The 25111-nt window shown below is 63.7% G+C and carries 25 protein-coding genes and 1 tRNA gene; 13 read left to right on the top strand and 13 right to left on the bottom strand.

What is annotated here, in order from left to right:
- The first annotated feature begins 3 nt into the window (after positions 1 to 3).
- Complete coding sequence (locus G333_RS0107505; RefSeq protein WP_018951904.1) at positions 4 to 1083, top strand: lipoate--protein ligase; 1080 nt, start codon at positions 4 to 6, stop codon at positions 1081 to 1083.
- Positions 1084 to 1186: 103 nt separating this feature from the next.
- Here G333_RS0107505 and G333_RS0107500 read toward each other — a convergent pair whose 3' ends face one another.
- A complete protein-coding gene (locus tag G333_RS0107500) occupies positions 1187 to 1540 on the bottom strand; it encodes a metalloregulator ArsR/SmtB family transcription factor (protein WP_018951903.1) in 354 nt (117 codons plus the stop codon).
- Positions 1541 to 1795: 255 nt separating this feature from the next.
- Between G333_RS0107500 and G333_RS0107495 the strand changes: the two genes are divergently transcribed.
- The gene (locus G333_RS0107495) at positions 1796 to 3751 is read left to right on the top strand and encodes a DEAD/DEAH box helicase (protein ID WP_019628105.1); all 1956 of its coding nucleotides are present in this window, start codon (positions 1796 to 1798) and stop codon (positions 3749 to 3751) included.
- A 76-nt stretch (positions 3752 to 3827) separates the two neighbouring features.
- Here the strand turns inward: G333_RS0107495 and G333_RS0107490 are convergent, their stop codons facing one another.
- Both G333_RS0107490 and G333_RS0107485 read right to left on the bottom strand, forming a co-directional pair.
- The gene (locus G333_RS0107490) at positions 3828 to 4349 is read right to left on the bottom strand and encodes a DUF302 domain-containing protein (protein ID WP_019628104.1); all 522 of its coding nucleotides are present in this window, start codon (positions 4347 to 4349) and stop codon (positions 3828 to 3830) included.
- A 182-nt stretch (positions 4350 to 4531) separates the two neighbouring features.
- Positions 4532 to 5152: a methyltransferase domain-containing protein gene (locus G333_RS0107485; protein ID WP_019628103.1), complete on the bottom strand. Its 621-nt coding sequence runs from the start codon at positions 5150 to 5152 to the stop codon at positions 4532 to 4534.
- A 72-nt stretch (positions 5153 to 5224) separates the two neighbouring features.
- On the opposite strand from G333_RS0107485, the gene G333_RS0107480 reads away from it, so the two are divergent.
- A complete protein-coding gene (locus G333_RS0107480) occupies positions 5225 to 5932 on the top strand; it encodes an MBL fold metallo-hydrolase (RefSeq protein WP_018951899.1) in 708 nt (235 codons plus the stop codon).
- Positions 5933 to 6203: 271 nt separating this feature from the next.
- Positions 6204 to 6704 (top strand): PRC-barrel domain-containing protein, encoded by a 501-nt coding sequence (locus G333_RS0107475; RefSeq protein WP_018951898.1) that lies wholly within the window; start codon positions 6204 to 6206, stop codon positions 6702 to 6704.
- 226 nt (positions 6705 to 6930) lie between these two features.
- On the opposite strand, the gene G333_RS15260 is transcribed toward G333_RS0107475, so the two are convergent.
- Positions 6931 to 7143 carry a CsbD family protein gene (locus G333_RS15260; RefSeq protein ID WP_026304820.1) on the bottom strand — a complete coding sequence of 71 codons (213 nt, stop codon included), beginning with the start codon at positions 7141 to 7143 and terminating at the stop codon, positions 6931 to 6933.
- A 386-nt stretch (positions 7144 to 7529) separates the two neighbouring features.
- Between G333_RS15260 and G333_RS0107465 the strand changes: the two genes are divergently transcribed.
- From G333_RS0107465 to G333_RS0107455, 3 genes are all read left to right on the top strand, one after another.
- Positions 7530 to 8084, top strand: coding sequence for an outer membrane beta-barrel protein (locus tag G333_RS0107465; RefSeq protein ID WP_026340923.1), 555 nt, complete (start codon positions 7530 to 7532; stop codon positions 8082 to 8084).
- Between the two features lie 522 nt (positions 8085 to 8606).
- A complete protein-coding gene (locus G333_RS0107460) occupies positions 8607 to 9158 on the top strand; it encodes a hypothetical protein (protein WP_019628100.1) in 552 nt (183 codons plus the stop codon).
- A 273-nt stretch (positions 9159 to 9431) separates the two neighbouring features.
- Positions 9432 to 9508 (top strand) — tRNA-Arg (locus G333_RS0107455).
- A gap of 528 nt (positions 9509 to 10036) precedes the next feature.
- Here the strand turns inward: G333_RS0107455 and G333_RS15080 are convergent.
- Positions 10037 to 10186 (bottom strand): helix-turn-helix transcriptional regulator, encoded by a 150-nt coding sequence (locus G333_RS15080; RefSeq protein ID WP_231373029.1) that lies wholly within the window; start codon positions 10184 to 10186, stop codon positions 10037 to 10039.
- Between the two features lie 137 nt (positions 10187 to 10323).
- Here G333_RS15080 and G333_RS0107450 point away from each other — a divergent pair, with 137 nt between their 5' ends.
- From G333_RS0107450 to lnt, 4 genes are all read left to right on the top strand, one after another.
- Positions 10324 to 11895, top strand: coding sequence for a TolC family protein (locus G333_RS0107450; protein ID WP_019628099.1), 1572 nt, complete (start codon positions 10324 to 10326; stop codon positions 11893 to 11895).
- Positions 11896 to 12056: 161 nt separating this feature from the next.
- The gene (locus G333_RS0107445; RefSeq protein WP_019628098.1) at positions 12057 to 12458 is read left to right on the top strand and encodes a hypothetical protein; all 402 of its coding nucleotides are present in this window, start codon (positions 12057 to 12059) and stop codon (positions 12456 to 12458) included.
- 49 nt (positions 12459 to 12507) lie between these two features.
- Positions 12508 to 12906 (top strand): hypothetical protein, encoded by a 399-nt coding sequence (locus tag G333_RS0107440; protein ID WP_024325725.1) that lies wholly within the window; start codon positions 12508 to 12510, stop codon positions 12904 to 12906.
- A gap of 82 nt (positions 12907 to 12988) precedes the next feature.
- Positions 12989 to 14524, top strand: coding sequence for an apolipoprotein N-acyltransferase (lnt, locus tag G333_RS0107435; protein ID WP_026340922.1), 1536 nt, complete (start codon positions 12989 to 12991; stop codon positions 14522 to 14524).
- Here the strand turns inward: lnt and G333_RS0107430 are convergent.
- From G333_RS0107430 to G333_RS0107410, 6 genes are all read right to left on the bottom strand, one after another.
- Positions 14502 to 15686 carry an ABC transporter permease gene (locus G333_RS0107430; protein ID WP_019628096.1) on the bottom strand — a complete coding sequence of 395 codons (1185 nt, stop codon included), beginning with the start codon at positions 15684 to 15686 and terminating at the stop codon, positions 14502 to 14504. The genes lnt and G333_RS0107430 overlap by 23 nt on opposite strands.
- Before the next feature lie 8 nt (positions 15687 to 15694).
- Complete coding sequence (locus G333_RS0107425) at positions 15695 to 16393, bottom strand: ABC transporter ATP-binding protein (RefSeq protein ID WP_019628095.1); 699 nt, start codon at positions 16391 to 16393, stop codon at positions 15695 to 15697.
- Positions 16393 to 18159 carry a PAS domain S-box protein gene (locus G333_RS0107420; RefSeq protein WP_019628094.1) on the bottom strand — a complete coding sequence of 589 codons (1767 nt, stop codon included), beginning with the start codon at positions 18157 to 18159 and terminating at the stop codon, positions 16393 to 16395. Before G333_RS0107420 ends, G333_RS0107425 begins: the two co-directional genes overlap by 1 nt.
- On the bottom strand, positions 18156 to 19649 hold the full coding sequence (locus G333_RS0107415) for a TolC family protein (RefSeq protein ID WP_231373028.1): 1494 nt from the start codon (positions 19647 to 19649) through the stop codon (positions 18156 to 18158). Before G333_RS0107415 ends, G333_RS0107420 begins: the two co-directional genes overlap by 4 nt.
- A 93-nt stretch (positions 19650 to 19742) precedes the next feature.
- Entirely contained in the window at positions 19743 to 20024 is a 282-nt protein-coding gene (locus tag G333_RS15075; RefSeq protein ID WP_155985608.1) for a hypothetical protein, read from the bottom strand.
- A 144-nt stretch (positions 20025 to 20168) separates the two neighbouring features.
- Positions 20169 to 20495 carry a hypothetical protein gene (locus G333_RS0107410; protein ID WP_019628093.1) on the bottom strand — a complete coding sequence of 109 codons (327 nt, stop codon included), beginning with the start codon at positions 20493 to 20495 and terminating at the stop codon, positions 20169 to 20171.
- Between the two features lie 775 nt (positions 20496 to 21270).
- Here G333_RS0107410 and G333_RS0107405 point away from each other — a divergent pair.
- The gene (locus tag G333_RS0107405) at positions 21271 to 21678 is read left to right on the top strand and encodes an ATP-binding protein (protein ID WP_019568756.1); all 408 of its coding nucleotides are present in this window, start codon (positions 21271 to 21273) and stop codon (positions 21676 to 21678) included.
- Between the two features lie 32 nt (positions 21679 to 21710).
- On the top strand, positions 21711 to 22052 hold the full coding sequence (locus tag G333_RS0107400; protein WP_019568755.1) for an STAS domain-containing protein: 342 nt from the start codon (positions 21711 to 21713) through the stop codon (positions 22050 to 22052).
- A 29-nt stretch (positions 22053 to 22081) separates the two neighbouring features.
- Here the strand turns inward: G333_RS0107400 and G333_RS0107395 are convergent, their stop codons facing one another.
- Positions 22082 to 24043, bottom strand: a complete 1962-nt coding sequence (locus tag G333_RS0107395) for a SpoIIE family protein phosphatase (RefSeq protein ID WP_018951883.1) — start codon at positions 24041 to 24043, stop codon at positions 22082 to 22084.
- On the bottom strand, positions 24027 to 24980 hold the full coding sequence (locus G333_RS0107390; protein ID WP_018951882.1) for an ABC transporter substrate-binding protein: 954 nt from the start codon (positions 24978 to 24980) through the stop codon (positions 24027 to 24029). Before G333_RS0107390 ends, G333_RS0107395 begins: the two co-directional genes overlap by 17 nt.
- Positions 24981 to 25111 lie beyond the last annotated feature (131 nt).

The following is a 25111-nucleotide window of genomic DNA, read 5'->3' as shown; positions in this document are numbered from 1 at the left end:
ACCATGCGTTTACGCGTAATCGATTTCGGCCAGCAGCCCGCCGTTCGTTCCCAGGCGGTCTACCACGGCATCGCCGAGGCCATGGGCAAGGACGACGATCCGGTGCTCACCCTGGTCAACCCCGACGACCCGTATGTCTGCGTCGGGTTGCATCAGGAGATCGCCCTGGAGGCCGACGAAGACTTCTGCAAGGAACAGAACCTGCCGATCATCCGCCGCCACGTCGGTGGCGGTGCGGTGTATCTGGACCACAACCAGATGTTCTTCCACTTCATCTATCCGTCGTCCAAGGCCCCGCGGATCGTCTCCGACATCTACAAGAAGTTCATCGACCCGGTGATCAACACCTACCAGGACCTGGGCGTGAACGCGACCTTCCGCCCGGTGAATGACATCCACGTGGACGGACGCAAGATCGGTGGTACCGGTGCCGCCAGTATCGGCAATGCCACCGTGATGGTCGGCAGCTTCATGTTCGACTTCGACACCGCCACCATGGCGCGCTGCCTCAAGGTCCCGTCGGAGAAATTCCGCGACAAGCTGCGCGCCGGCATGGAGGACTACATCACCACGTTGTCACGCGAACTCGGCGAAATGCCTGCCCGCGAGACCGTGCGTGATGCCTTCCTGAAACGCGTGGCCAGCGACCTCGCCGTCGAGGTCGAGATGAGCGAACCCACCGCCGAGGAAACCGCCGCCATCGAGGAACAGATGGCCGAGCTGACCGACCCCGAATGGACCTACCGCAAGGGCCGGAAATTCGTCGAGATGGGCGTCAAGATCGCCGCCGGAACCCACCTGACCGAAGGCGCCCACAAGGCCCCCGGCGGGCTGATCCGGGCCCAGCTGATGGAAAAGGACGACCACATCGCCGACCTTCTGCTCTCCGGCGATTTCACGGTCTTCCCGGAAGACGGCATGGATCGCATCGCCGACGCCCTGCACGGCCAGCCACTGGAAGAAGAAGCCCTGCGAAGCGCCACGGCCGCCTGCATGCAGGAGATTGGTCTCGACGCCCCGGGCATCGAAGCCAACGACATCGCGACGGCGATCCTCGCCTGCGTCCACCGCGAGCCTCACTGAGCGGGCACGCACGAGGCTTCGCATCCAAACAGAAACGGCCGGACCACCCTCTTGGTGGTCCGGCCGTTTGGACGTTATTGCAGCTTTCTGCGTACGACGAGCCTCAGGCCGAATCCAGGCACTCCGCACGACTGGGCGCGGTGTTGAGTCGCCCGCGATCCGTGGTATACGGCTCCGTTCGGGAGGCAGCACGATCCGCAGTCTTCAGGATCTCCGCGGCCCATTCAGGAAGCTCCGGCGAGAGCCGATAATAGATCCAGTTGCTCTCGCGCCGGGTCCGCACCACCTGATAATGGCGCAGAGCGGCCAGGTGACGCGATACCTTCGGCTGGGACATCTCCAGAGCGTGGGTCAGCTCGCAGACACACAGCTCCCCTTCCGCCTGCATCAGCAAGAGCGAGCGAAGCCGTGTCTCGTCGGCCAGCAAGTTAAACAGGTCCGTAGGGTTAAGCGACATACCGTATCCAGCAAAAATCCTTGGACGAACTATATCCCGACAGCTGCGGTGGGACAACGAACAGTCCTGCCCAACAATTCCTCCCCAGACCAGGACAGGCACCCCGTTGTGGCATTTCGGGCGTCAGGCCGCATCTCCCAGGAAGATATCCGACGCTTTCACTCGCTGCACCTTTGATTCGTGTATGATGCGGGGTTGGCAGTTGCCATCCGATTTTCGCCGGGCCTTCGTTTCCGGCCTGTGTGAGTACCCTCAATGTCTGATTCCCCCTCCTTCTCCCAGCTCGGGCTTTCCGAGTCGCTGGTTCATGCCCTGTCGAACATGGGCTTCACGACCCCGACCCCGGTCCAGGCCGCCTGCATCCCCGCGCTGCTGGAAGGCCGCGATGTTCTGGGCGAGGCCCAGACCGGCACCGGCAAGACCGGCGCCTTCGGCCTGCCGCTGATTGACCTGATGGACGCCGGCAAGCGCGCGCCCCAGGCACTGGTGCTGGCCCCGACGCGCGAGCTGGCCAACCAGGTCGCCGGCGCCCTGACTGAGTTCGCCCGCGAGTTCTCCGGCATCGATGTGCTGCCCGTCTACGGCGGCCAGCCGATGGGCGAACAGCTGCGCGCCCTGCGCAAGGGCCCGCAGATCGTGGTCGGCACGCCCGGCCGCGTGGTCGACCACATCAAGCGCGGCACCCTGAACCTGGACGCCCTGCGCGTCGTGGTGCTGGACGAAGCCGACGAAATGCTGCGCATGGGCTTTGTCGAAGAGATCGAGTGGATCCTGGAACAGACCCCCGAAGCGCGCCAGACCACCCTGTTCTCCGCCACCATGCCGGCGCCCATCCGTCGTATCGCGCACCGCCACATGCGCGAACCGGAAGAGATCCGCATCGGCGCCGGCAACGAGGCCGGCACCGACATCGACCAGAGCTATTGCCTGGTTGATGCCCGCCACAAGGTGGAGGCCCTGACCCGTCTGATGGAGACCGAGGAAGACCTGGACGGCGCGGTCGTCTTTGCCCGCACCAAGGCTTCTACGGTCGAGATCGCCGATTCACTCGGCCAGGCTGGCATCGCCGCGTCCGCGCTGAACGGCGACATGGAACAAGGCGAACGCGAGCGTGTGGTCAGTGACCTGCGCGACGGCCGCCTGGACGTCATCGTCGCCACCGACGTCGCCGCCCGCGGCATCGATGTGCCGCGCATCAGCCACGTCTTTAACTTCGACGCCCCCGGCGATGCCGAGGTCTACGTCCACCGCATCGGCCGTACCGGTCGCGCTGGCCGCAAGGGCCGCGCCATCCTGTTCCTGGAACCGCGCAAGCGCCGCATGCTGAAAGACATCGAACGCCTCACCGGCAAGCCGGTGCGCGAACAGCCGGTGCCCGACCGCCAGGCCGTACAGGCCCGCCGCGAGACGCGCTTCGCCGAGCGCGTTCAGGCCCTCCTGGGCAGCGAGCAGAACTCCGGACACGAAGCCCTGGTCGAGCGCCTGCTGACCGACAGTGGCGTATCCGAGCGCGAACTCGCCACAGCCCTGGTCGCACTGGCCACCGCCGGCAGCCCGCTGGACGCCAACACCAACAAGGGCGCCGATCCGCTGCTGGCGGCCGCCCGTGCCCCCTATTCCGAGCGCGGCGACAACCGCCGGGACAGCAAGCCCCGAGGCGAGCGCCCGTCGCGCGGCAAGGATCGCGAGCCGGAAGCCGACATGGTGCGCTACTACATGCCGGTCGGCCGCAACAACGGCGTGGCGCCGGGTGCCATCGTTGGCGCGCTGGCCAACGAGGGCGGCCTGAACGGCCGCGACATCGGCCGCATTGGCCTGCGTGACGACCACAGCCATGTGGATCTTCCGGCGTCGCTGGACGAAGCCGCGATTCGTCGCCTGGGCAACATCCATATTGCCAACCGCAAGCTGGAGCTGACCCTTCAGGCCCCGCGCCCGGGCCAGGCCGCGAACCAGGACGACGCACGCAAGCCTGCGCCGCGCAAAACCGCCAAGCCGCGCAGTGACAAGCCGGAGACCAGCGGCAGGTCCAAGCCGACCAGCAAGCCCACACCTGCCAAGCGCGGCCCGGCCCCGGGCAACGGCAAGCGTCCGGCCTATGCCGCCGCACCCGGCAAACGCCCCGTGCGCAAGGGTACCAGCGGGCCCAAGAACACCGGCTCGCGCGCGGACGGCACGCTGATGATCAAGCGCAAGGCCGCCAACGGCTAAGCGCGGCGACTCAAAGGCGCGTACCAGACAACGCCCGCGGCCTCCGAAAGGAGCCGCGGGCGTTTCATTTGGACGTTCAGAAATCTCCGGTGCGCCCCGCCTCGACGATGCTGTAGATCGTGTCGCGCACCTCGCGGGCCACGACCTCGAGATCCTCGGGGAGATCCGTCGCATGCAGCATCATGTCCATGTTGGTGGTGACGATCCAGCCCTGCCCCTCGTCATCCTCTACCACTGCGATACGACAGGGCAGAAAGCTCGCAAAGATGATGTCGTGCTTCACCATCTGGTTGGCGATCAGGGCATCACAGAAGGCGAGAATACGCATGTAATTGCCCTCGCCGCCCATTGCCTGCACCTGATCCGACAGCGGCAAATCGGCGACCTCCTGGAAATTGCGCAGATTGGCCCGCAATTTCATCGACTCGATGGCCTCGTCGATGCTGACACCATCTTCGATCTTGAAAACCTCGGCACTCAGCCGAACCATCTGTTGCAACGTTTCAGGATCCAGCGCCTCGTCCCCCTCCGTCGATTCGGACGCGGCCAGCGGAAGCGGAAGCAGCAATAACGACAACACGAGCATCCAGACTTTCATCGCACACTCCTGGTTCGGGTGGACGGGAGAGCCCGCCGGCCGAAAGCCCTTGCGGCCCTCCCTAGTGCGAATCTAGATCATGCGCATGCACTTCACCGCATCTACCACGCCTGGACGCGGGAGATTCCCGATCGCCGCACGGGCCCCGCACAGGCCCGCCCCACACGAGCCACAGCAGCGCCTCAACGCCGGATCAAGCGATACAGCTGTTCGTGCTTGCCATTGGTATGGTCGGTACGGCCCACCTCGTCCTGCCAATCCCAACGATCGGCAGAAAACAGCTGACGCATCGTTGGCACTGCGCAATGGTAGGGCGGCCCGCCATCGCGACCGGTCTGCATGAAACACGCAAACAGTTCACCGCCTTCACGCAGCCAGCCATGCAGCTTCGCCTCGTAGGCCGACCACTGCTCGGGCGGCAGGGCACAAAGAGACGTCTGCTCGTAGATGCCGTCCACGGGCACCTCTGGTTGCCAAGCGATCATGTCCGCCTGCACCACCTCCGCCTCCAGCCCGGCCTGCGCCAGTTCGCGGCGCAAGTGCTCTACCGGCGTTGGCGCCACATCCAGCCCGATCACACGGAAACCCCGCGAGGCCAAAGCCGGCACCTCGTGCCCAAAACCGCAACCGGGCACCACAATCCGCGAACCGGGTCCCAGCGCGGTAACCTCCAACCAACGCTCCAGCGAAGGGCTGGGCGCACCGCGATCCCAACGGGTCGAACCCGCCTGATAGCGCGCCTCCCAGTCGGTCTCGGCATCCAGAACTTCGGAATCAACTGGCGAACCTTCGGAAATTGGCATCACTCCCCTTCTCGGCACAGGATAGGAAACGGATAGACCCTACCAAACCACGAATAACTCCCGGAGACCTCGATGGACCGTACCCAACTGCCCTATCGCATCCACCGCCAGGAACTCGGCCCGATGGAGAACTTCGTCTATCTGATCGAGGATCGCGCCAGCCATCGTGGTGCGGTGGTCGATCCAGCCTGGGATCCGGAGGCGATCATCCGTCAGGCCCGCGAAAACGAAGTCGACATCTCCGACATCCTGCTGACGCACAGCCACCACGACCACATCAACGGGGTCGAGGCAATCCTCGAACAGTATCCAAATGCACGACTGCACCTGCTCAAGCCCGAGGCCGAGTTCTGGGGCAAGGAACTGGAACGTCCGGAACTGCACCACGGTGGCGACGAGATGCGTCTGGGCGACACCGAGATCCGCTTCCTGCATACCCCCGGCCACACCCCCGGCTCCGCCTGCTTCCACATGCCGGCGGGCGACGACCTGATCACCGGCGACACCCTGTTCGTCTTCGGCTGCGGCCGTTGCGACCTGGCCGGCGGCGATCCGGAACAGATGTTTCACACCCTTAACGGCCTGCGCGAGGGGCTTCCGGCCCATACCTGCATCCACCCGGGCCACAACTACGCGGAAAAGGCGGAATCCACACTGGCGGAGGAGGATGCGGGCAACCCCTTCCTGCACTTTGACGACAAGGACGCCTTCGTCGATTACCGCATGCATGAACACGACCGAGTACGCAGTACGCCCTATCACCCCGTCCCGAGGGGATAAGGACGGCGGACGGGGTCAGAGAACCACAGCACACTCACCGCGATGGCTTGCTGCCTTGGGGCTCATCACGATCCGCCGTGCATCCAGTCGATGCGAGCGCAGCTGGATAGACTTCCTGGCTACGAACCAGGTGTGTGCCGCAACGTACAGACGTGGGTGACAGCGCTCCGCAACATCGTTGGTGCGTTCGCATCGCCGGGTCGAAGTGCCTGCGCGATGCACGCGCCATCGACTTCCGGATTGAATGCCGGACCATCAAAGGAGCGACACCATGAAAACACTTGCCTCACTCAAACTCGCGGCGGCCACGGTCCCCATCTTCGTCTTTGGCCTGGGCGGCGTCATGACCGGCGCGATGGCCGGCGAACACGAGAAGGACTCGGACGACCACGAGATGATGGAAGAACGCGGCGCCGAAGGCCACGACCGCGACGCCATGGGACAATCACGTGCGGGTGCCCGCGACGATGCCCCCCATATCCAGCGCATGCCGGACCAGGGGCTGCACGTCTCGGATCTGATGGACCAGAAGATCCATAGCCGCGAAAGCCACGACGAGATCGGGGAGGTCCATGATCTGGTCGTCGATCGGGACGGCCGTATCGTCGCGGTCGTGATCGGCACGGGCAGCGGCGTTCTCGGCCTCGGCGGAAAGGACGTGGCAATCGCCTGGGACCGTATCGAGCGCACGTCGGAAGACGGAGAGGTCAAGCTTTACATCGACATGAATGAAGACACGCTGCAGGAAATGCCGGAATACGAACGCGACTAACGCGTTGGTCATCCTTGCCTCGAGGGGGTCCTCACCCCTCGGGGCCACCGACTCGCTACGGAGACAATGGTCATCTCGCGCCCGGGTGACATGACGCTCCGCGCCTACGCAAACACAGTGCGCCCCCCAACTGCATAGTCAGTTTCCGGCCAGCAAGGTCCAGACGCCAATCACCAAACCCCGAAAACGAGCCCAGGCGGGCCAGCCCCCACCCACGACTGGCGGTTCAGTGGTGTACCCGACTCACCTTCCTCTCGAACTCTACGAGCTGTCCTTCGGCCGCGGCCCGGCTCACGCCATACCGCTCCTGGATACAGCCCACCAACTCGTCGCGTTCCCCCGCCACGGTTTCCAGTTCATCGTCGGTCAGCTTGTCCCAACGCGCCTTGACCTTGCCCTTGAACTGCTTCCAGTGGTCTTTCGCGATATTCCAGTTCATCTCGCACTCCTCCGAATGGCTGGCCGGCTTGATTGCCGCCCGATCCAGAACCCTGCGGAGCCCACTCGTGCCCGTCTGTGCGGGATCGCACAAACCCGCCCGAACTTCACGCGCAGCGTCCATCTTCGTTCTTCCCATCGAGGCTTCTTCCCTTCCTGAAAAGCACTACTTGGACCCACGGTTCCGGGGAATCGAGGGGTCTGTTGATTTTCGCGAACCGGGACACAGCGCGACCGGCTGTCTGTGTGCGCCAACGTACAGATACCCCATCGCTGGAAACGTAATCTGACCCCAAGTATCGACCCGGAGCCTCCCGGGGACGCCCAGAACCCACCGAGACAACCACCCCATCCCGCCCCGGATGGGGACCAATCAGGAGAAACGTAATGACCAAGAAGCTAATCGCGCTCACGCTCTGTCTGGCCGGAACACTCCCCCTCGCCGTCCAGGCCCAGCAGGCCGGATCAACGGCAAACTTTGGACCGTCCATGGGCGACCGCGAGTTCTCGCTTTCCGGCAGCGGCAGCAGTGACCGCAAGTTCGACAGCACCAACTTTGGCGTCTCGGGCGATATGGGCTGGTATCTCCGCGATCATTTGATCCTCGGGATCCGCCAGAGCATCAACTACGCCGACATCGAGGGCGAGAACATAACCAATGACTTCTGGAATGGCGCCACGCGTGGCTACCTCAACTTCCAGACGACGGACGGCCGTCTGCGTCCCTTTGGTGGGGGCAGCCTGGGCTTCATCTACGGCGACGGCGTCAAGGACAGTGCGTTCGCCGGCCTGGAAGGCGGCCTGAAGTATTACGTCCTGGAGAACACCTACGTCCTGGGCCGCGTCGAATACCAGTGGTTCTTCAGCCGCTCCAGCGATGCAGAAGATGCCTTCCGCGATGGTGCGTTCGCCTACACCGTAGGCCTCGGCTACAACTTCTGAGCCTTCTTGCCCGGGGTAGGGGCCATTCGAAAGAACGCCTGCTGCCCTGCCCCGAGGCACACCCCGATCAGGGGGCAGCCGCCCCCCGCCACCATCCAATCGGGCCGCAAAGTCGCTTCATCACTGCTCGAAGAGCAGGTTGACAGAGACTTCTGTGCGTCCCCGATCAGGCGCCTTTCGTTCACTACCCAATGCACAGCGCGCCCTTGTCTCGGACGACATGGGCGACACCGCGAGAACACGCAAACGCGCTTCAATCAGCGTCTCGCTGAAGATCCATTTCAACACCTCATATGACGTATCGAAATCATCGTTACGCCATTGATCTCTCGTATTTTTTCTGTCTCCCGTTAACTGAAACCCAACGCGCCCGGGGGCGAATGTGCGGCAACGTACAGATGCCCTCTCGGTTGCGACCGCAATCTGCCGTTTCGGATGCAAAGCGGGCCCTCCCGGTCGCGGTCGCACTCCAAAGGCTCTGCCCCATGCCAACGCGGCGGGTAACGTTTCAGGAGGCAGGTAATGATGAAAAAGGTAGCCGCAGTCATGCTCTGCCTGGCTGGACCGTTCGCCCTTTCCGTCCAGGCTCAACAAGGATCGGCCGCCAACTTTGGGCCCTCCATAGGCGACCGCGAATTCTCGCTTTCCGGAAGTGGCATTAGTGACCGGAGGTTCGACAACACCAACCTCGGCATCACGGGTGATATAGGCTGGTATCTGCGTGGTCACTTGGTCCTCGGCGTCCGCCAGAGCATCCACTACGCCGACCTCGAGGGCGACTTCCTGACCAATGACTTCTGGAGCGGAGCCACTCGAGGCTATCTCAACCTTCAAGACACAGACGGCCGGATGCGTCCCTTCGCTGGCGGGAGCCTGGGCGCAGTCTACGGCGACGGGGTCAACAACAGCGGGTTCGCCGGACTGGATGGGGGCTTGAAGTACTACCTCCTGGAGGATACCTACGCCCTCGGTCGCATTGAATACCAATGGTTCTTCAGTGGCTCGAATGACGCAGAGAATGCGCTCCTCGATAGTGACTTTTCGTACACTGTCGGACTTGGCTACAACTTCTGATTCGCGTCCGGGCCCTGGGCTTTTCGGGCGCACGCTCGAATCGTGAAATCCATACCGGAACAACGCCGCGCCGGCCATGCCTCCGCAGGCGTCGGCGGCATGCAGGATTTCGCCCACGACCGCATTCGTGAACGCGACGGAGCGCGAAGCACGCTCTATCGCCCGATCGTGCACGGCTGGGAGAGCCAGGCAGACCAAGCCGAACGCAAAGAATCCCCCGCAACGGCTTGCATCCTTCGGGACCAATCGCGATAATGCGCGCCTTCAGTCGATGCGCCCGTAGCTCAGCTGGATAGAGTACCTGGCTACGAACCAGGTGGTCGGAGGTTCGAATCCTTCCGGGCGCGCCATATTCCAGAGAAGAGGCACCCACATCCGGGTGCCTTTTTTCGTTTCTACCAGCACAAAGGATTCGAACCTCCGTTCAACGATCGGTTCGATCCCGAGCGCAGCGAGGTACGTGTCGGCCCCAGGCCGACACCCGGAAGGGCAAGACGCGCAGCGTCGCCGCTATCCTTCCGGGCGCGCCATATTCCAAGAGAGAGGGCATCCACATCCGGGTGCCCTTTTTCGTTTCTACTGGTACAAAGGATTCGAACCTCCGTTCAACAATCCGGTTCGATCCCGAGCGCAGCGAGGTACGTGTCGGCCCCAGGCCGACACCCGGAAGGGCAAGACGCGCCGCGTCGCCGCTATCCTTCCAGGCGCGCCATATTCCAGAGAAAGGGATCAGCGACTTACAGTCGCTGGTCCCTTTTTCGTTTGTGGCTTCGGAAGTCCTGTGACCAATTCTGTAACCAACCTGTGCCGCTACGCGCCATGGGTCCCTCGGACGAGGCAACGGGATGACTTCCTGGCGCTGTGCCCAAATTGCCACCCTACTCCGGCGCCTCACCACCCTCAGGTAAATGCTCAAAGAGATCACCCACCTGGCAATTGAAGTAGGTGCAGAGGGCATCTGCTCCACTCGTGTCGCCGTTTCCTGATGAGGATCGGGATCCATTCCCGATGATGGTCAATGCCGGCACCCTGCGGCCGGCTGAGCCTCAGCTTTACTGCATAAGGGTTGGCTTGGGATACTGCCTGCATGGGATGGCGCGCAGGTTTGCGGGCGGTCGCCGGAAACTCACCCGCTGATCGAGATTGCGCTCCCCTCCCGCCAGCCATGCGTTTGTTCAAACATCCTGCCCTCTTCAGCTGCCTCCTGGTCCTGGTGACGCCCGCTGCGGCTGACCCGGGAAACCCTGGCGACCCGGACCGCGTGGTCGCGGGGGCCGACTCCGCAATTGAATCGCGCATGCGAGCCGGGAGCGCGCCCCTGCGCCTGACGTTGCGCGAGACCTTGCAGGTCGCGCTTGCCCGCAATCCGTCGCTGCGCGGCGCGTACCTGGGCCGTGTGGTCGACCGGGCCAATCTGGATCTGGCCAATCAGGCCTTTCACCCCCGGAGCGCCGTGACGCTTCAGGCTCGCGAGCAACGTACAGCGGACGCGAACGGCGTGCGGACGCGCACCGCAAGCGTCAACCCAAGTGCCAGCCTCGCGCTTCCCACCGGCGCGCAGGCGGGCCTGAACTGGCGGATCGAACGGGTACTCCAATCCGACGCGCCCGACACCGCGCCAGACAGCGCCTCCGCAGTCACGCTGGACATCACGCAACCGCTATTGCGCGGTGGGGGTCTGGAGATTGGCCGGGCGCCGGTGGAACGGGCGCACCTGAACGAGGAACAGAACGTACTGGCCCTGGAGTCACAAGTCATCAGCACCCTCGCCCAGGTAATTCAGGCTTACCGCAACCTGATCCTGGAAAACCAGCGGGTCGAACTCGCCGAGCTGGCACTGGAAAGAAGTCGCCAAGAGCTGGAAAACCGGACAGAGCTGGTGGAACGCGGGCGGCTGGCGGCAGCGGATCTGGCCCCGGCGCACGAGAGCCTTGCGCGTCAAGAGCTACAGCAGGCGCAGACCCAGGAGCGCCGGGATCAGGCCGAGCTCGATCTGATTCGACTGATTGGGCTGGAACCCGGGGTGGATATCGAGCCACGGGACGCGATTGATGTCCACGACATTGACGGACTCCTCGCCGATACACCCCCCCTCGAAAGCGCGATGGATACGGCACTGGATCGGAGTCCGGAATTTCGCCAATCGCTGGTCACGCAACGGCTGACTGCTCTCGATCGAACGCTGGCCGAGGACGCCAACCGTTGGCAACTGGATGTGTCCGCCTCGGTCGAACTGCGGGGCGATAGTCCGTCTACCACTCGTGCCATCGAGCGCGGCTTCGAAGAGTCTCCTGGCCACTCCCTGGGCCTGCGCCTCAGCATCCCCTGGGGAGATCGGCACACGCGTCAACAACGCCTTGGCGCGGCACGGGTGGACCAGCGTCAGGCGCGCCTGCGGACCCAGGAACTCCGAACATCCATCCGCATTGAGGTCGAACGCGCCCTTGGGGCGCTGGAGAGCCGGCGGGATCAACTCCATCTGGCCGAACAAGCGCTGGATCTGGCACAACAGGCTGTGGCGATCGAGCAGGAAAAGCTCGCGGTCGGGCGTTCCTCTGGGTTCGAGGTCGAAAGCGTGGAGCGCGAGCTCCGGGAGGCGGAGCAATCGTTGCTGGATGCCGCCATCAACTACCAGAACGCCCAGACCGACCTGGATCGCGCGATGGGCATCGTGCTCGAACGCTGGGATCTGACGATCCCATCCAGGACAACAGACACCTCCGCGTACATCGATTGAGATCCGCATCGTGGCCCGGTCATCCGGCGTAGACACGGATGCTTCATTCCCGCCCAAAACACCTCACCTTACGCTGGACTCACGCCATATAAAGGTGTCGGCACTGCCCATGCTAGGCTGGCCCGCATTCAACGGCGAACAAGCACGGAGGCCACGTCCCAATGATCCCTCAACCGATACGACGCGCCCTGTTGCTGAGCGTGACATCGGCCCTGGTGGCCACCTCGGGATCCAGCCTGGCCTCGAGCACCAGCAGCGCCAATGTAGGTGACGAGCTGCGCGCGGGGGACCAAACCCGCATGCAGGCCTTGATCGGCTCCACCGGCTGCATGGAACTGCGGGGCCTGAGCGACAGCGAAGTGCAGGGATATCAGATCATCGAGTCCTACCGTGGAGGCAATTCGACCGAGGAACGCGGTCGGGAGCGCTGGCGCGAAGGCGAGACGAAACGGTTCGACTTCCGTAACTCGGCAATCATGGTGCTCTCTGGCTCCGTGGAGATCACCGAGATCAATCGTAGCGGCGGGGGCTGCCCCGATCGTCTCGCACTGCGCGTCGGCTGATGGCCACGGCAGGGCAAACCAGCACCCCGACCCCAACCCGGTATCCGCAATGAATCCAGTTTCTCGCCTGCTCACCACTGCGGTCGTGCTTTCGCTCGCCTCGGTGACCCTCTCCTCTGCGGTAGCCTCAAGTGGGGGCAGCTCCGCCGATGAAGGGGACGTCCTGCGCAGCGGCGACAGCGTACAGCTCTTCGCCACGCAAATCTTCGCCACCGGGTGCATCGGATTCCGCGGGCTTGCCGACAGCACCCTGCAGGGATACGCAATGGACTTGCACACCGAAAGTCACACACTCGAAGCCCGCGACCGGGAACAGTGGCGCGAAGGCGAGAGCAAGCGGCTGGATTTCAGCCACCGTTCGGAGGTTCACGTAGTCTCCGGTCAGGTCGAGATCACCGAGATCAACTACAGCGGCGGCGGCTGTCCGAACCGCCTCGGCATCCGCTAATCCACCAAGCAGCTGCGGCACACCCACCGTTACGGCATTGGTGATCCAGCGGTCCGCTCTGTCCGTACTCGCGCGTGCGGGCCTGCTGGCAGGTTCCGCGGTTCTCTTTCACCTGAGTTTCCCGGAGGGCCCCCTGCCCGGGGCCTTCGTCCTGATATCCATTGCCCTTCTGGGGCTCGCCTTGCAGGGCCTGACCCTCGGCGCATCCGCTGCGGCCGGCCTTCTGGCGGGCCTGGGCTACTGGCTGCCATCGCTCGGATGGGTCGTATCCGGCACCGAAGCTTGGCTCGGCTTCCCATGGACCCTTGGCAGCCTGATGGTGCTGGGGCTGGCGGTCCTGCACGCAGTACCCTACGCGCTGTTCTCCGCTGCAGTCGCCGCACTTGCGCTGCGCCTGGAACGTCCCGCTGAGGCCCTGCTCGCAGCGGGACTGCTGACGGTGGCCCTGTCCTTCTCGCCGCAGGTCGTTCCCGGACATTTTGCCTACGCCCTGCTCGCCCACCCCCTGCTGGCACAAGTCGTCGATGTGGGCGGCATGCCCCTGCTGCTCTTTTTCTCGACCTCGATCGGCTTTCTCGCCGCCGGCATGCTGATCGCGGTGAGTCGCCGCACGCTCACCCCAGTAGCGCCAGTCCTCCTCGGCTTGCTGGTGGTGACCCTGCTGGCCTACGGGAGCCTGCGCCTGGATGCACTGGAACGGGCAGCTCCGGAACACAGCACCCGGTTGGGCCTGGTACAGCCCAATATCCCGGTACATGTGCGGCGCGACGACATGCCGATGGCCGATCGAAACAACGACATCGATACCGCCATTGAGCAGACTCGAGACTTGCACAAGACCGACCCGGATTTGGATCTGGTGATCTGGCCCGAGGCGGCCATGACACTTCAGGCGGCTCCGCAATCCTGGGGGCATCGCGCCCTTGCCGCCCTGGCCGACGAGATCGGGGTACCCATCCTGGTCAATGGGACCGAGCACCGGAATGTCCCGGGCCATGGCACTCATAACGTCGCCCTACTGTTCGAGCCCGGGGCCGGCCTGTCCGGGACCTACCGCAAACGCAAGCTCGTGCCATTCGGCGAATACCTGCCGTTCGAAGCGCAACTACCCTGGCTACGCGAGCGCCTGCCACATGCCTCACGCTTCACCCCGGGACAAGCGGAACAGTCCCTGACCGGGCCCGACGGGGTGCACCTGGCCCCGACGATCTGTTTCGAGAGTCTGTTCGCCAACCTCGTGCGCGAGAGCCTGTCGGGGCAAGCGGGGATCATCGTGAACATCAGCAATCACGCCTGGTTCGGTTCGCCGCGCGCCGCGGATGCGCACCGGACCATCGCGCGCGCACGCAGCCTGGAGAACCGCAGTCCGTTGGTCATGCTGCACAACACCGGAGGCGGCGCTGTCTTCGACGCGACGGGCCGAGTGGTGCCAGGTAGCGAGACGCCTCAGTGGCGGAGCACAACCCAAAGCCTCGTGGTCCACACCGTGGCGGAGCGCCCTTTCTACCAACGCCATGGCGACCGCTTCCTTCAGGGCCTGGCCGTGCTGGTCCTGCTGGCCAGCCTCTATCGTGGCTGGCGCCGGCTGGGACGCTCTACTCGCTACGCAGGGCGATGATCGGATCCAGCCGCGAGGCCTGCAGGGCGGGGTAATACCCGAAGGCAATCCCCGTTAGCGTGGAGACGGAAACGCCCAGCAGTACTGCCATGGGTGCCGCCACGAACGGGTTCCCAGTGAAATGGGCAAAGGCGATGGCCACCCCGGTTCCCAACGCGGCCCCAATGACACCGCCCAGCAGGCACAGCATGACCGCCTCGACCAGGAATTGGCGACGGATGTCGGCATTGCGGGCCCCGATGGCAAGCCGAATGCCGATCTCTTTGCGTCGCTCGGTGACCGATACCAGCATGATGTTCATGATCCCTACGCCCCCCACGATGAGCGCAATACTGCCGATCGCGCCCAGCATGATCGTGAACATGCGGCTTTGCTGCTCCATGTTGGCCAGCAACTGTTCGGCGCTATTCACCTCCACGGGCAACCCCGGGGCGCGCTCCTCCACCCAGGTCTCGATGGTTCGCGCCAGTTCCTGATGGTCGGCCTGTGGATGCACACGCGCCAGGATGCCTTCCAGCTCGTCATCGGCATCGAAACGCTGCAAGGCTTCGATCGGTAGAAAGATCGTCCGGTTCGGGGAGATCGGACTCACCCCGCCGCCTCGTGGATACGGCTCCAGGATTCCGGCCACCGTCATGGTGTAGCCGCCCAGCCCCACTCGGGCACCCACTTCCAGTGGCTGATTGGTCTGCGCGGCATAGTTGGATGCCACCTCGGAACCGACCACACCCTGGAGCTCCACCCCATCCAGCTCGGAGACCCAGCGCCCGGCGGCCAGGCGTACCCGCAGGAGCCCCTGTAACGCCTCGGTCGCCCCCGTCAGCCGGACATTCTGGGTCTCCGCGCCCGCGCGCAGTTGCGAACTCGCCCCATCAAATGGCGCGACTTGAATCAATTGCGGCAGGGCCGGCCCCAACGCCCGAGCCAGCGCAAGGTCCAGCTGGTTACGCGCGGGGTCGTCTTCATCCGTGGCGTAGCGCTGTCGGATATTGATGACATTGGTCCCCATCGCGCGAAACTGCTCCAGCACCGCGTTGTGCATGATGGACCCGACATTCAGCATCGCGATGACCGAGGCCGTGCCGATCACGATCCCCAGTAGCGCCAGCAGGGAGCGCTGCTTGGTCGCCACAATATTGCGGCTCGCCTCGCCCAGGAGCATCCGCAACCTCATGCCGGCACCTGCTCCGGGCCGGCGACCACACCGTCCCGGATGACCAGCTGCCGGGGACACTCCCGTGCAATGGACGGGTCGTGGGTGATGATCACCACGGTCACGCCTTCGCCGTTGAGCTCGTGGAACAGATCCATGATCTCGCGGCCCACACTCGAATCCAGCGCGCCGGTGGGCTCATCGGCCAACACCACGGAAGGGTTACCCACCAGTGCACGCGCAATCGCGACGCGCTGGCGCTGGCCGCCGGAGAGCTCGTTGGGTCGATGATCGACCCGATCCCCCATGCCGACTCGACCCAGGATCTCGCGCGCACGGCGACGCATCTCCCGCTTGCTCACGTCCTGATACAGCAGCGGCAGCCCCACGTTATCCAGGGCCGTCAGTCGCGGCAGCAAGTGAAAGGTCTGGAATACGAAACCGATCTGCTGATTGCGGTAATGCGCCAGGGCATCGGGCGCGAGTTGCAGCACGTCCTGACCCTCGAAAAAGAAATCACCCGAAGACGGGCGTTCGAGCATCCCGATGATGTTCATCAGCGTGGACTTGCCGGAGCCGGAAGCCCCCATCAGCGAGGCCAGTTCACCCCGGTGGATCTCGAGTTGAACTCCGCGCAGGACGTGCACATCGGTGGGTCCGACGCGATAGGAGCGATGGACGTCTTGCAGGCTAACCAGCGGTTGCGCCGCGGACATCAACCTTCACCACCGGGTGGCAACAGCCGGTCTCCGGGTTCCAGGCCGCTTCGCACCTGGACCCCATCGTATCGGGACCGGCCGAGTTCCACGGCGACCCGCTCGGAGCCGTTGGATGTCTGCCGCAGGACCCAACGCTCCGACCCGCTCCCGCCCAGATAGGCATGGGGTACGACCACCGCATCCGAATCCTGCTGCGTGATCACATCCACGGAGGCGGACATCCCCACCCGAATCCGGTCCAGGTCCTGGGCGTCGAGGTCATCTATACGCACGATCAGGCGGAACGATGGCAGGCCTCGTCCGCTCCCTTCCTGCGCCTGCGAAGACACATAGGACACCCGGGCCGGCATCGGGTCACCCCCGCCTCGCACCACGTTCACCCGGGCCGACTGACCCGCCTGGACGTCATGGATATCCAGCTCATCAACGGTACCTTCGATCTCCAGGGAAGACAGGTCGCCCACCGCCAGCAGGGCGGCACCACTGGACACACGCCCCCCAGCCTCTACCCGCTCGCCGTCATCCCGGTCCTCGCCAAGGGGCGCCAGAACGACGCCATCGACCGGGGCGTAGACGCGGGCCCCCTCACGCTGGCGTTGTACCTGCTCATACTCCGCGCGCGCGTTCTCCACCTCGACGCGAGCCCGCGCAATCGCCCGGTCACCGCCCTGACGCGAGGTCTCCGCCAGGTCTTCTCGCGCGGCCTCGACCCGCACTCGGGATTCTTCCACTCGCTCCCGGGCCGCCCGCAACTCGCGCTCGGGAACGATGCCACGTTCGAATAGATGCTCGACATCGTCCAGTTCGCGCTGATCGTTACTCAAATTGCGTTCGGCCTGCCTCAGACTGCGGCGTGAACTGGCCATCTCGCGGCCCTGCTCCCAGTCCTCCAGGTCCTCAAGCTCCGACTCGGCATCCGCCAGGTCGCTGCGTGCACGCCGATAGCGGATATCGATCTCGGTCGAATCGAGCTCCAGCAGAAGATCACCCTCATCCACCCGCTCGCCATACTCAACGTGGCGGGCCACCACGGTGGACTCGAAAGGACTGATCAGCGTAATGACATCGCCCGGACGAAACCGCCCGGAAAAGCTCGTGGTGGTTTCCACCGCGCGCGATTGCACCTCGAACGCTCCGGGCTGAGTGGCATCGACGACCTGGGCATCGCTGGCACCAAATTCGGGCAACGCGGCGTTCGGGATCGCCCAGTACCCAGCACCCGCAAATACGGCCACAACGGCGGCCGTCATCATCAGCCGCATGCGGCCGGAACGGCGGTACGCCTGCTGCAAGGCCTCGCTGTTCGCCTCGATTTCCAGGAAGGCGTCCTGCAGTTCCTTGTGTTTGCCGCGCAGCTCATCGGAAAGGCTCTGCTCGGCCTGGCGTGCCTGCTCCAGGTCGGTCACATCCGTAAACACCGCCAGCACGGCGCGTTCGCCCCCGGCTTGCCGGGGCGCCAGATAGGAGGTGGTCAACTTCAGCGAACGCACGTGCCCGCCCACGCTGATGGACACCATCTGGTCGGGCTGCATCACACCGGAATAGACCGCCTCGAACAATGCATCGACAAAGGCTGCGTAGCCCTCTTCTCCGATAAACACCTCGGCCAGGCTGCGTCCTTCTGCCTCATCGGCCCGCAAACCGAGAATCGCCGCCCCGGCGGGATTCAAGGTCGTGATCGCGCCAGAGGCGTCGACGACCAGCACCCCATCCGCCATCGAATCCAGGATCTGCTGACTCAACACAACTTGACTGTCGCTCATGGCATCACTCCCGCTTCAGGGAGCGACAGCCCCCAGCTATCCAGCGTGGTCCCCAGCGCCCGGTCCAGCGCAGTCTGCGCATTCAGATACGCAATCACGGCGTCCAACAAGCTCTGCTCGGCCTGCTGGAGGTTTTGTTCGGTTGCATTGACCTGGAACGACGTCGTCCGGCCCACCGCCAGCCGCTCACGCTCGATCTCCAGGCTTTCGCGCGCCAATTCCAGCGAGCGCTGCGCCAAGCCCAACTGTTGCCAGCGACTGTTAAGATCATTCAGGGAACGTTCCACTTCCAGCTCCAGCTCGACTTCTCGTTCGGAGAACTGGATTTCCGATTGCCGCAGGCGAATGCGGGATTCAAGCAGTCGAACCGGCCGCTCCGGATCCAGGATCGGGATCTCCAGCTCCAGCCCCAATGCATATCCCGGACGTTCGTCCAGCGTCGAACCGGTGGCCTGCCGAGCGCTTCGCCCGGTCGCCCCGGCATCCAGCGAGGCGTTCAGATCGAGTCTCCAGAGGTGTTCATTCTCGGCCAGCATCTGCCCGATCGATTCGATCTCGCGCGCGATCCGCAGGCGCAAATAATCCGGACGGTTATCACGCGCAATCGATGTTGCTGCTTCCAGCGAGGGAGATCGAACGCGAAGGCTCTCAAGCGCCTCCAGCTCGACTGTGTCTCGCAGCCGAAGACGCGTGTCACGCCCCAGGTTGAGCAGGCGCAGGAGCTCCAGCCGAGACTGATCCACGCCGTCTTCGGCCTGGCTGACACTGAAGCGCTGATTGGCCAGACGCGACTCGGTCTGCACCAGTTCGTTGGATGCCATGCGCCCTCGCTCCACCAGCGCACGATTGCGTTCCAGCTGTTCAACGGTGCGCTCCAGGGAACCCTTCGCGATCTCCAGGCGCTGCTGCCCCTGCAACAGCGCGCGATACGCCGCAATCACACTATCGATGGTCCCGACCACCGTCTCTTCCAGCCCCAGGGCACTCGCGGTTTCCTGCAAGCGGGCAATCTCGAGGGGTGCCCGACCCACCGCCAGGCCGCCGCCACGCAGCAACGGCTGATTCAGGTCCAGCGAAAGTTGGGAGCTGCGCGAGGTTTGGATGGCGGGCTCATCCAGGCCATGGTCCTGGTCAAGATTCCAGCTGAAACCGATTCGGCCACCCGTCGGAAGTTCGGTATCCAGAGACGGCGAGAGGGTGCTCGACCGCTGCGTCTCGGCATCATCCCCGGGCGCCCGGTTCTGCTGTGCACCCAACACGATCGTACCCCGGGGCCGAAACTGCGCCTCGGCCACCGCCAGATTCAACTGATCGACTACGCGATCGAGATACGCGCTTTGCAGCTGGGTATTCCGCCGCAGGGCCAGGGCAATGGCATCGGCCAGCCCCAATTCCACCTCGCTGCCCGACAGCGGGGTAGGCTCGTATTCGTGGACATTGAAACTACTTGCAGAAGCAGCGGCCGTGGGCATCACAACCCATGCGGACACTGCAAACGCCAAGCTGGCCAGCACACCTGTGACCCAGCATGCTGGCCAGCCTCGCGTGTCACCTAACACGTGCGGTTCGTTTAGATCCGAGACCTAACGTCGTTCCCGGGTGCACAGCCAACCGGTTTGGGACGAATATTCACTACTGCTGGCACCACTGCTGAGCCGGTCGGCATGCTGCTTGCGCACGTACGACTCCAGATCCGAGTTGCTCACATTGGCAAAATACTGCCCGAAGTTCGCCCCGATTGCGTTGCTTCCACAACCACCTCCGGTACTCCCTATACCCACGCACACACAAATCGTAGAAGCGCTCGCGGTCGCGCCGAACATCACCCCACCCAACAGCATCATCGTAGCCAAACGCTTTTTCATCTTTTTCTCTTAGTTGTCGAACCCAACAGACGGCCGCTCGCCTTTCTTCTTGAATCGGCGAGGATTTCACCGGCCACACACTCGTATCATTCGATCGTGCAGACGTTTGCCTGCACGCGTACTACAGCCGCGAAACGGCCTCGATCATGGCCACCGGCAAGAGTTGGAGCACTCGACCCGGTGGCTCAGCTCGCCCTGATCGTCGTACCAGGTGATCTCGACTTCACTGGAGTAGTAGGAGGCATATCCAGGCAATGACATCAGCACCGAATTGAGTCGCCCTCCGTCCAGTTCGTACGCGTAGTTCCCATACCAGCCATCCCAGACGAACTCTTCGCTTGCACCCGGGGCAAGGCGGAACTGCCGTTGTTCATAATCCGCCGATCCGTGCAGGACCGTAATGGTCCCCTGCAGTGCCTCACTGGAGCGGTTCTCGAGTCGCAGCTCGGAAACCTGGTCGGCCGTGGCCATCCCCGCCGACATCGTGGCTATCCCAACCGCAGCCACCAACGCCCATCGTGTCAACCGTCCCATCCATCACCTCTCGTGTCGATCGGAACCGCGCAACGACCGCCCCGATGTCATGATCGCCCGTGTCCAACCAGGCGCCTTTCGGGCGGTATCAGAACACAAACCGTGATTCAGTTCAGATTTCGCCCCAATGCGACTAACGGAAAACTCACGCTTCCGGCGAGCACCCGCACCGAGACGGAGGATCAGGCGCGAGCCTGACCTCCAAGGAAACACTGATCAATGGGCCCGCATCCGGCTCCATTCCCCACCGACGCATTTTGGGAAGGACATTGGGCCACAGCGGCGTGTTTTCCCCCCTGTAACCGCGGTATTTGGCGGTTACAGGGGCGATTTCCGGTCCTGCGGACTTCGGTGCTCTTAAGAGCACATCTTGGGAAGGCGGGCGCGCCATACGTTCCGCTTGAAACCTGTCAGCGCCCGGGGTGCCGAGCATCGGCGAGACGGAAGAGGCCCTCGCAACACGGAGAACTGCCAGCAGGCGGGATCAGGGGTCCGTTCGGAACAGCGAAAAGCGAAGCATATCGCCGTAGCGCGTGGGAGAGATCGGCATCATCACAGAGTTCGGATTTCACCCGACCGGCCCATGCGCATGTGTCGGCGACCCGAGTGTTATACCCTGCGCCTGTAAAGGTAAGCGCCGCGTCCGAGAAGGCTACGCGGGCTCCGGCGATCTTTTGGGTACGAATGCGAGCAAGCGGAGGCCAGTGACGGCGTGCGGTGCAGTCTCGATATTGGTAACGAACTGACGGAGATCCCTCGACTCGCTGGTGAAGTCGAGGCGTTCTGCGAGCGCGCCGGCATGGAAGCCAACACCGTGAATCTCGCGCTCGATGAATGGATTACCAATCTCGTGTCCTACGCCTTCGATGACGGCGGCGAGCACCGGATTGGTGTGGAACTCGAGGCGGACACCGAAGGCCTGACGGTCGTGGTGACCGATGATGGCCACTCCTTTCATCCGCTAGAGGACGCACCGAAGGTCTCCCTGGAGGGAGGCGTCGAGGACCGCGCGATCGGAGGCCTGGGGCTGTATTTCATCCGAACGCTGATGGACGACATTCAGTACGACAGTGCCGACGGAGTGAATCGCCTTCGACTGCGACGTCTCAAGCGCAAGTGACAACGAACTGAACAACAAGGCCCGATTACGTAATGGAATTGAATAAAGAGACGGTGGACGGCGTATGCGTGGTGAGCCCCGAGGGGCGCCTGGACAGTAATACGTCGCCGGCTTTCGAGGCGAAACTGCTCGCCCTTCTGGACGATTCGCCCACCCTGGTGATCCGGTTTGCCGACCTGGAATACATCTCCAGTGCCGGGCTGCGGGTCATGCTCATGGCGGCGAAGAAGGTTCGGCAGCTGAATGGTCAGCTGGTGCTGTGCGAGATTCATGAGCCGATCCGGGAGGTCTTCGAGATCAGCGGCTTCCTGTCGATCCTGGACGTCTGCGATGATCGGGCGGTGGCCGTGGCACGCGCCCGCGGTGAGGCCTGAAGCCCGGTACTGATTACAGTGTCCGGGCCTCAGGTGCGTCCGCCCGCCGGCCCGACAAAGTGCAGTGCCAGCACGGTGACGTCATCCGCCTGATCGGCCTCGCCGGCAAACTCCTCTACCGCCTTCATGACGGCCGCAGTCTGTTCCCCAACCGCTCGGCCCTTGAGCTCGCCGTACAGGCGGATCAGGCGGTCCTCGCCGAACAGGTCCTGCGCTGGATTCGCCGCCTCGGTCACGCCGTCGGTGTACAGCAGCAGCTCTTCGCCCGGCGCCAGATGCAGATGCTGCGTCGCGTACGGCATATCTTCCATCGCCCCAAGCACCAGTCCAGGTGCCAGCTTTAACCACTCTGCGGTGCCATCCACCCGCCGGATCAACGGCGGGTTGTGGCCCGCATTCGCCATCACCAGCTCCCCGCTGTCCAGGTCGAGAATCCCGCACAGATAGGTCACGAACATCCCGCTGTCGTTATTCAGGCACAGCTCGTTGTTGACCCGTTCGAGAATGCGCCCGGGATCGGGCTCCTGTTCCGCAATGCCCTTGACCAGGGTCTTGGTGACAGCCATGAACAGTGCGGCCGGGACGCCCTTATCGGAGACGTCACCTACGGCAAAAAACAAGCGGCGGTCGCCCTGCATCGTAAAGAAGTCATAGAGATCGCCCCCAACCTGGCGTGCCGGGAGCAGATCCGCATGCAGATCGACATCCGCCTGCATCCGAGAGAGCTCCAGCCGCCGCGGCAGAAAGCTCATCTGAATGTTGCGGGCGATCTTCAGTTCGGACTCGATCCGCTCCTTGGCCGCTGTGGTTGCGGTCAGGTCGTTGATGTAGTCCTTCAGGGACAGGCGCATATCATTGAAGGATCGAGCCAAATCACCGATCTCGTCCTGAGAGCGAATGGGGGGCATAGGCTGATCGAGATTGCCCCGGGCGATCTCGCCGGCACTGGTAACCAGCCCCTTCAGGGGGCGCGTGATACCCCGGGAGATCGCGATAATGGCCCCCAGAAGAATCAGGAACCCGACGCTTCCGATGATCAGCACCAGGTGCATCACCCGCAGCACATCGCCGAACAGTTCCCGCTCCGGGATGACCACCCCCACCACCCAGTCAGGATCCGGAAGGCGGACGTGGTAGAGCCGCGCAGGTTCGTCCAGCAGCGCCCTCGGCAACCGGCTGAACCCCTCCTCCTGACGCTGCAGCACGCGCCCGAGTTCGCGCAGTTCCGGTTCATCCAGCGTCTGGGCCAGACTGAACAGGCTCTCGCGCATAATCCAGTCGCTGTTCGGCCAGGAGATAAAGCGCGTCTGCCCGCTCAATAAAAAGCCGAAGCCACTGTCCAGCACCTCAACCGCATCGACGGTCTCGGTCAGACGTCGCAACTCGACGTCGAGGGTCACGATCCCACCGAGTTCCTCCGTGCCGTCCGCCACGCCATTGGCCATCGAAAAGGGCGTGGAGAAGGTGGTGATCAGGCGATCGGGATCGGCCGCCGATGCAAACGGATCCGCCCAGAATGCTTCGCCGGTGAGCGCGGGGATCTGATACCAGTCGCGGGTGAAATAGTCGAAGTCGTCCCCGCCGAGGTTTATGTACTCCAGTTCCCCATCGGGTCCCTCATAAACGAAGGGCCCGTGGTATCGCTGTCCGGGGATTGCCGCTTCAGGTTCCCAGGTGATGGCGGCACCCTGGGCGGCCGCCGTATTGGTCGTAATCGACTCCAATAGAGGCCGCATGGCCTCGGGGTCATGCCCGCCCTGAGTCAACGAGGCGGCCAGGGTCCGCCCCGAGCCCGCGACTTCGTTGAGTGAGGCCTCGATGCGCCCGGCCGTGGCGCGGGACAGCTCGCGGGCCTGGTGCTCCGCATGGTCCAGCATGATGTCGCGGACCATGTAGTACAGCAGCCCCGACGTCGTGAAGAAGATGGTCGCCACCGTCACCACGGTGACCAGCGCCAGACGTACCGCCAGGCTCTTACTCGGGGCGTGCATCAATCACCGGGCGGTGGAAGGTGTCGTAGTCGACAGGTTCACGCTCGAGGCTGACCAGGTTATTCATCAGGTTGTGGGCCATTAGATAGTCATTGGGGTCGAGTACCGGGGCCGGCAGGCGGCCGTCCGAGTCGAAGTAAAGCGAGCGAAGCACCTTGAGCATTAAGCTCTGGTGGGCGCGGTTCGTGGGCTCACCGTGCTGCTGGACCCGCTCCATAACCGCATCCACCGCGTGCTCCGGATGCTCGAAGGCGTGCTGCCAACCGCGTAGCGATGCAGCCACGAAGGCCTTCACGGCTTCGGGGCGCTCCTCGAGCGTGGATTCGAGAACGTAAATCCCGTCCTCGGCCAGGCCAGTGCCGTGTTCCTCCAGCCCGATCGTGGAAAGCTCCTCCGGCTCGAATCCCGAAAGATAGAGCTCCACCATTTCGTTGAACCGAGTGGCCATGGCCGCATCGACCGCACCCGAGCGAAGGGCCGTTACACCCGATCCCTGATCGATAATCTCCGGCTCCACGCCGTAGGCGCGAAACAGCGCTTCGGGTTGCATGCGAAAGCTCTGCCAGCGGGCCACACGGCGCCCATCGAGATCCTCGGGCGCGAGGATGTCGCGATCAGCAAAGGACACGATCACCAGCGACGAGTCGTGCAGCAGTTGTGCTACGTTGACGACCTCCACACCGGCGTCGCGAAGCTCCAGCGCCTGCACCAGATACAACAAGGCGATATCGGCCTCGCCGCGAGCCAGCGCCTCGGATGCCGGATAGTCCGGGCCGTGCGGAAGGATGTCCACGTCCAGGCCGGCATCGCGGTACCAGCCCTGGTCGGCGGCGACATAAAAACCGGCAAACTGCGACTGCGGGACCCAGTGCGGCTGTACACGCAAGGGTTCCGCGAATGCCGAACCCGCCGCCAGGACCAGGCTCAGGGCCAGCAACCGGCCGACCCACCGGGTCGGGTTCCAGGGAAGACCCGGCGATGGAAGTCGCATGGACGAACTCGGCATCGGCTGAAGACCACCGGGAGGATGGATGAAAACGACGGACAGCATACCGGTCAGGACGGCCT

Origin of the sequence: Thioalkalivibrio sp. AKL10, assembly GCF_000381845.1 — a bacterium.
Taxonomy (GTDB): Bacteria; Pseudomonadota; Gammaproteobacteria; order Ectothiorhodospirales; family Ectothiorhodospiraceae; genus Thioalkalivibrio; species Thioalkalivibrio versutus.
The sequence above is the reverse complement of the archived record's forward strand: the minus strand, read 5'-3'. Positions and strand labels throughout refer to the sequence as shown.

Coding starts and splice junctions, on each gene's coding strand:
- G333_RS15260 (WP_026304820.1), bottom strand. CDS start 7,143: ATGAACTGGAATATCGCGAAAGACCACTGGAAGCAGTTCAAGGGCAAG.
- G333_RS0107420 (WP_019628094.1), bottom strand. CDS start 18,159: ATGAGCGACAGTCAAGTTGTGTTGAGTCAGCAGATCCTGGATTCGATG.
- G333_RS0107395 (WP_018951883.1), bottom strand. CDS start 24,043: ATGCACGCCCCGAGTAAGAGCCTGGCGGTACGTCTGGCGCTGGTCACC.
- G333_RS0107480 (WP_018951899.1), top strand. CDS start 5,225: ATGGACCGTACCCAACTGCCCTATCGCATCCACCGCCAGGAACTCGGC.
- G333_RS0107475 (WP_018951898.1), top strand. CDS start 6,204: ATGAAAACACTTGCCTCACTCAAACTCGCGGCGGCCACGGTCCCCATC.
- G333_RS0107460 (WP_019628100.1), top strand. CDS start 8,607: ATGATGAAAAAGGTAGCCGCAGTCATGCTCTGCCTGGCTGGACCGTTC.
- G333_RS0107430 (WP_019628096.1), bottom strand. CDS start 15,686: ATGCTCCTGGGCGAGGCGAGCCGCAATATTGTGGCGACCAAGCAGCGC.
- G333_RS0107400 (WP_019568755.1), top strand. CDS start 21,711: ATGGAATTGAATAAAGAGACGGTGGACGGCGTATGCGTGGTGAGCCCC.
- G333_RS0107450 (WP_019628099.1), top strand. CDS start 10,324: ATGCGTTTGTTCAAACATCCTGCCCTCTTCAGCTGCCTCCTGGTCCTG.
- G333_RS0107490 (WP_019628104.1), bottom strand. CDS start 4,349: ATGAAAGTCTGGATGCTCGTGTTGTCGTTATTGCTGCTTCCGCTTCCG.
- G333_RS0107440 (WP_024325725.1), top strand. CDS start 12,508: ATGAATCCAGTTTCTCGCCTGCTCACCACTGCGGTCGTGCTTTCGCTC.
- G333_RS0107465 (WP_026340923.1), top strand. CDS start 7,530: ATGACCAAGAAGCTAATCGCGCTCACGCTCTGTCTGGCCGGAACACTC.
- G333_RS0107505 (WP_018951904.1), top strand. CDS start 4: ATGCGTTTACGCGTAATCGATTTCGGCCAGCAGCCCGCCGTTCGTTCC.
- G333_RS0107485 (WP_019628103.1), bottom strand. CDS start 5,152: ATGCCAATTTCCGAAGGTTCGCCAGTTGATTCCGAAGTTCTGGATGCC.
- G333_RS0107495 (WP_019628105.1), top strand. CDS start 1,796: ATGTCTGATTCCCCCTCCTTCTCCCAGCTCGGGCTTTCCGAGTCGCTG.
- G333_RS0107500 (WP_018951903.1), bottom strand. CDS start 1,540: ATGTCGCTTAACCCTACGGACCTGTTTAACTTGCTGGCCGACGAGACA.
- G333_RS0107445 (WP_019628098.1), top strand. CDS start 12,057: ATGATCCCTCAACCGATACGACGCGCCCTGTTGCTGAGCGTGACATCG.
- G333_RS0107425 (WP_019628095.1), bottom strand. CDS start 16,393: ATGTCCGCGGCGCAACCGCTGGTTAGCCTGCAAGACGTCCATCGCTCC.
- G333_RS15075 (WP_155985608.1), bottom strand. CDS start 20,024: ATGAAAAAGCGTTTGGCTACGATGATGCTGTTGGGTGGGGTGATGTTC.
- G333_RS0107410 (WP_019628093.1), bottom strand. CDS start 20,495: ATGGCCACGGCCGACCAGGTTTCCGAGCTGCGACTCGAGAACCGCTCC.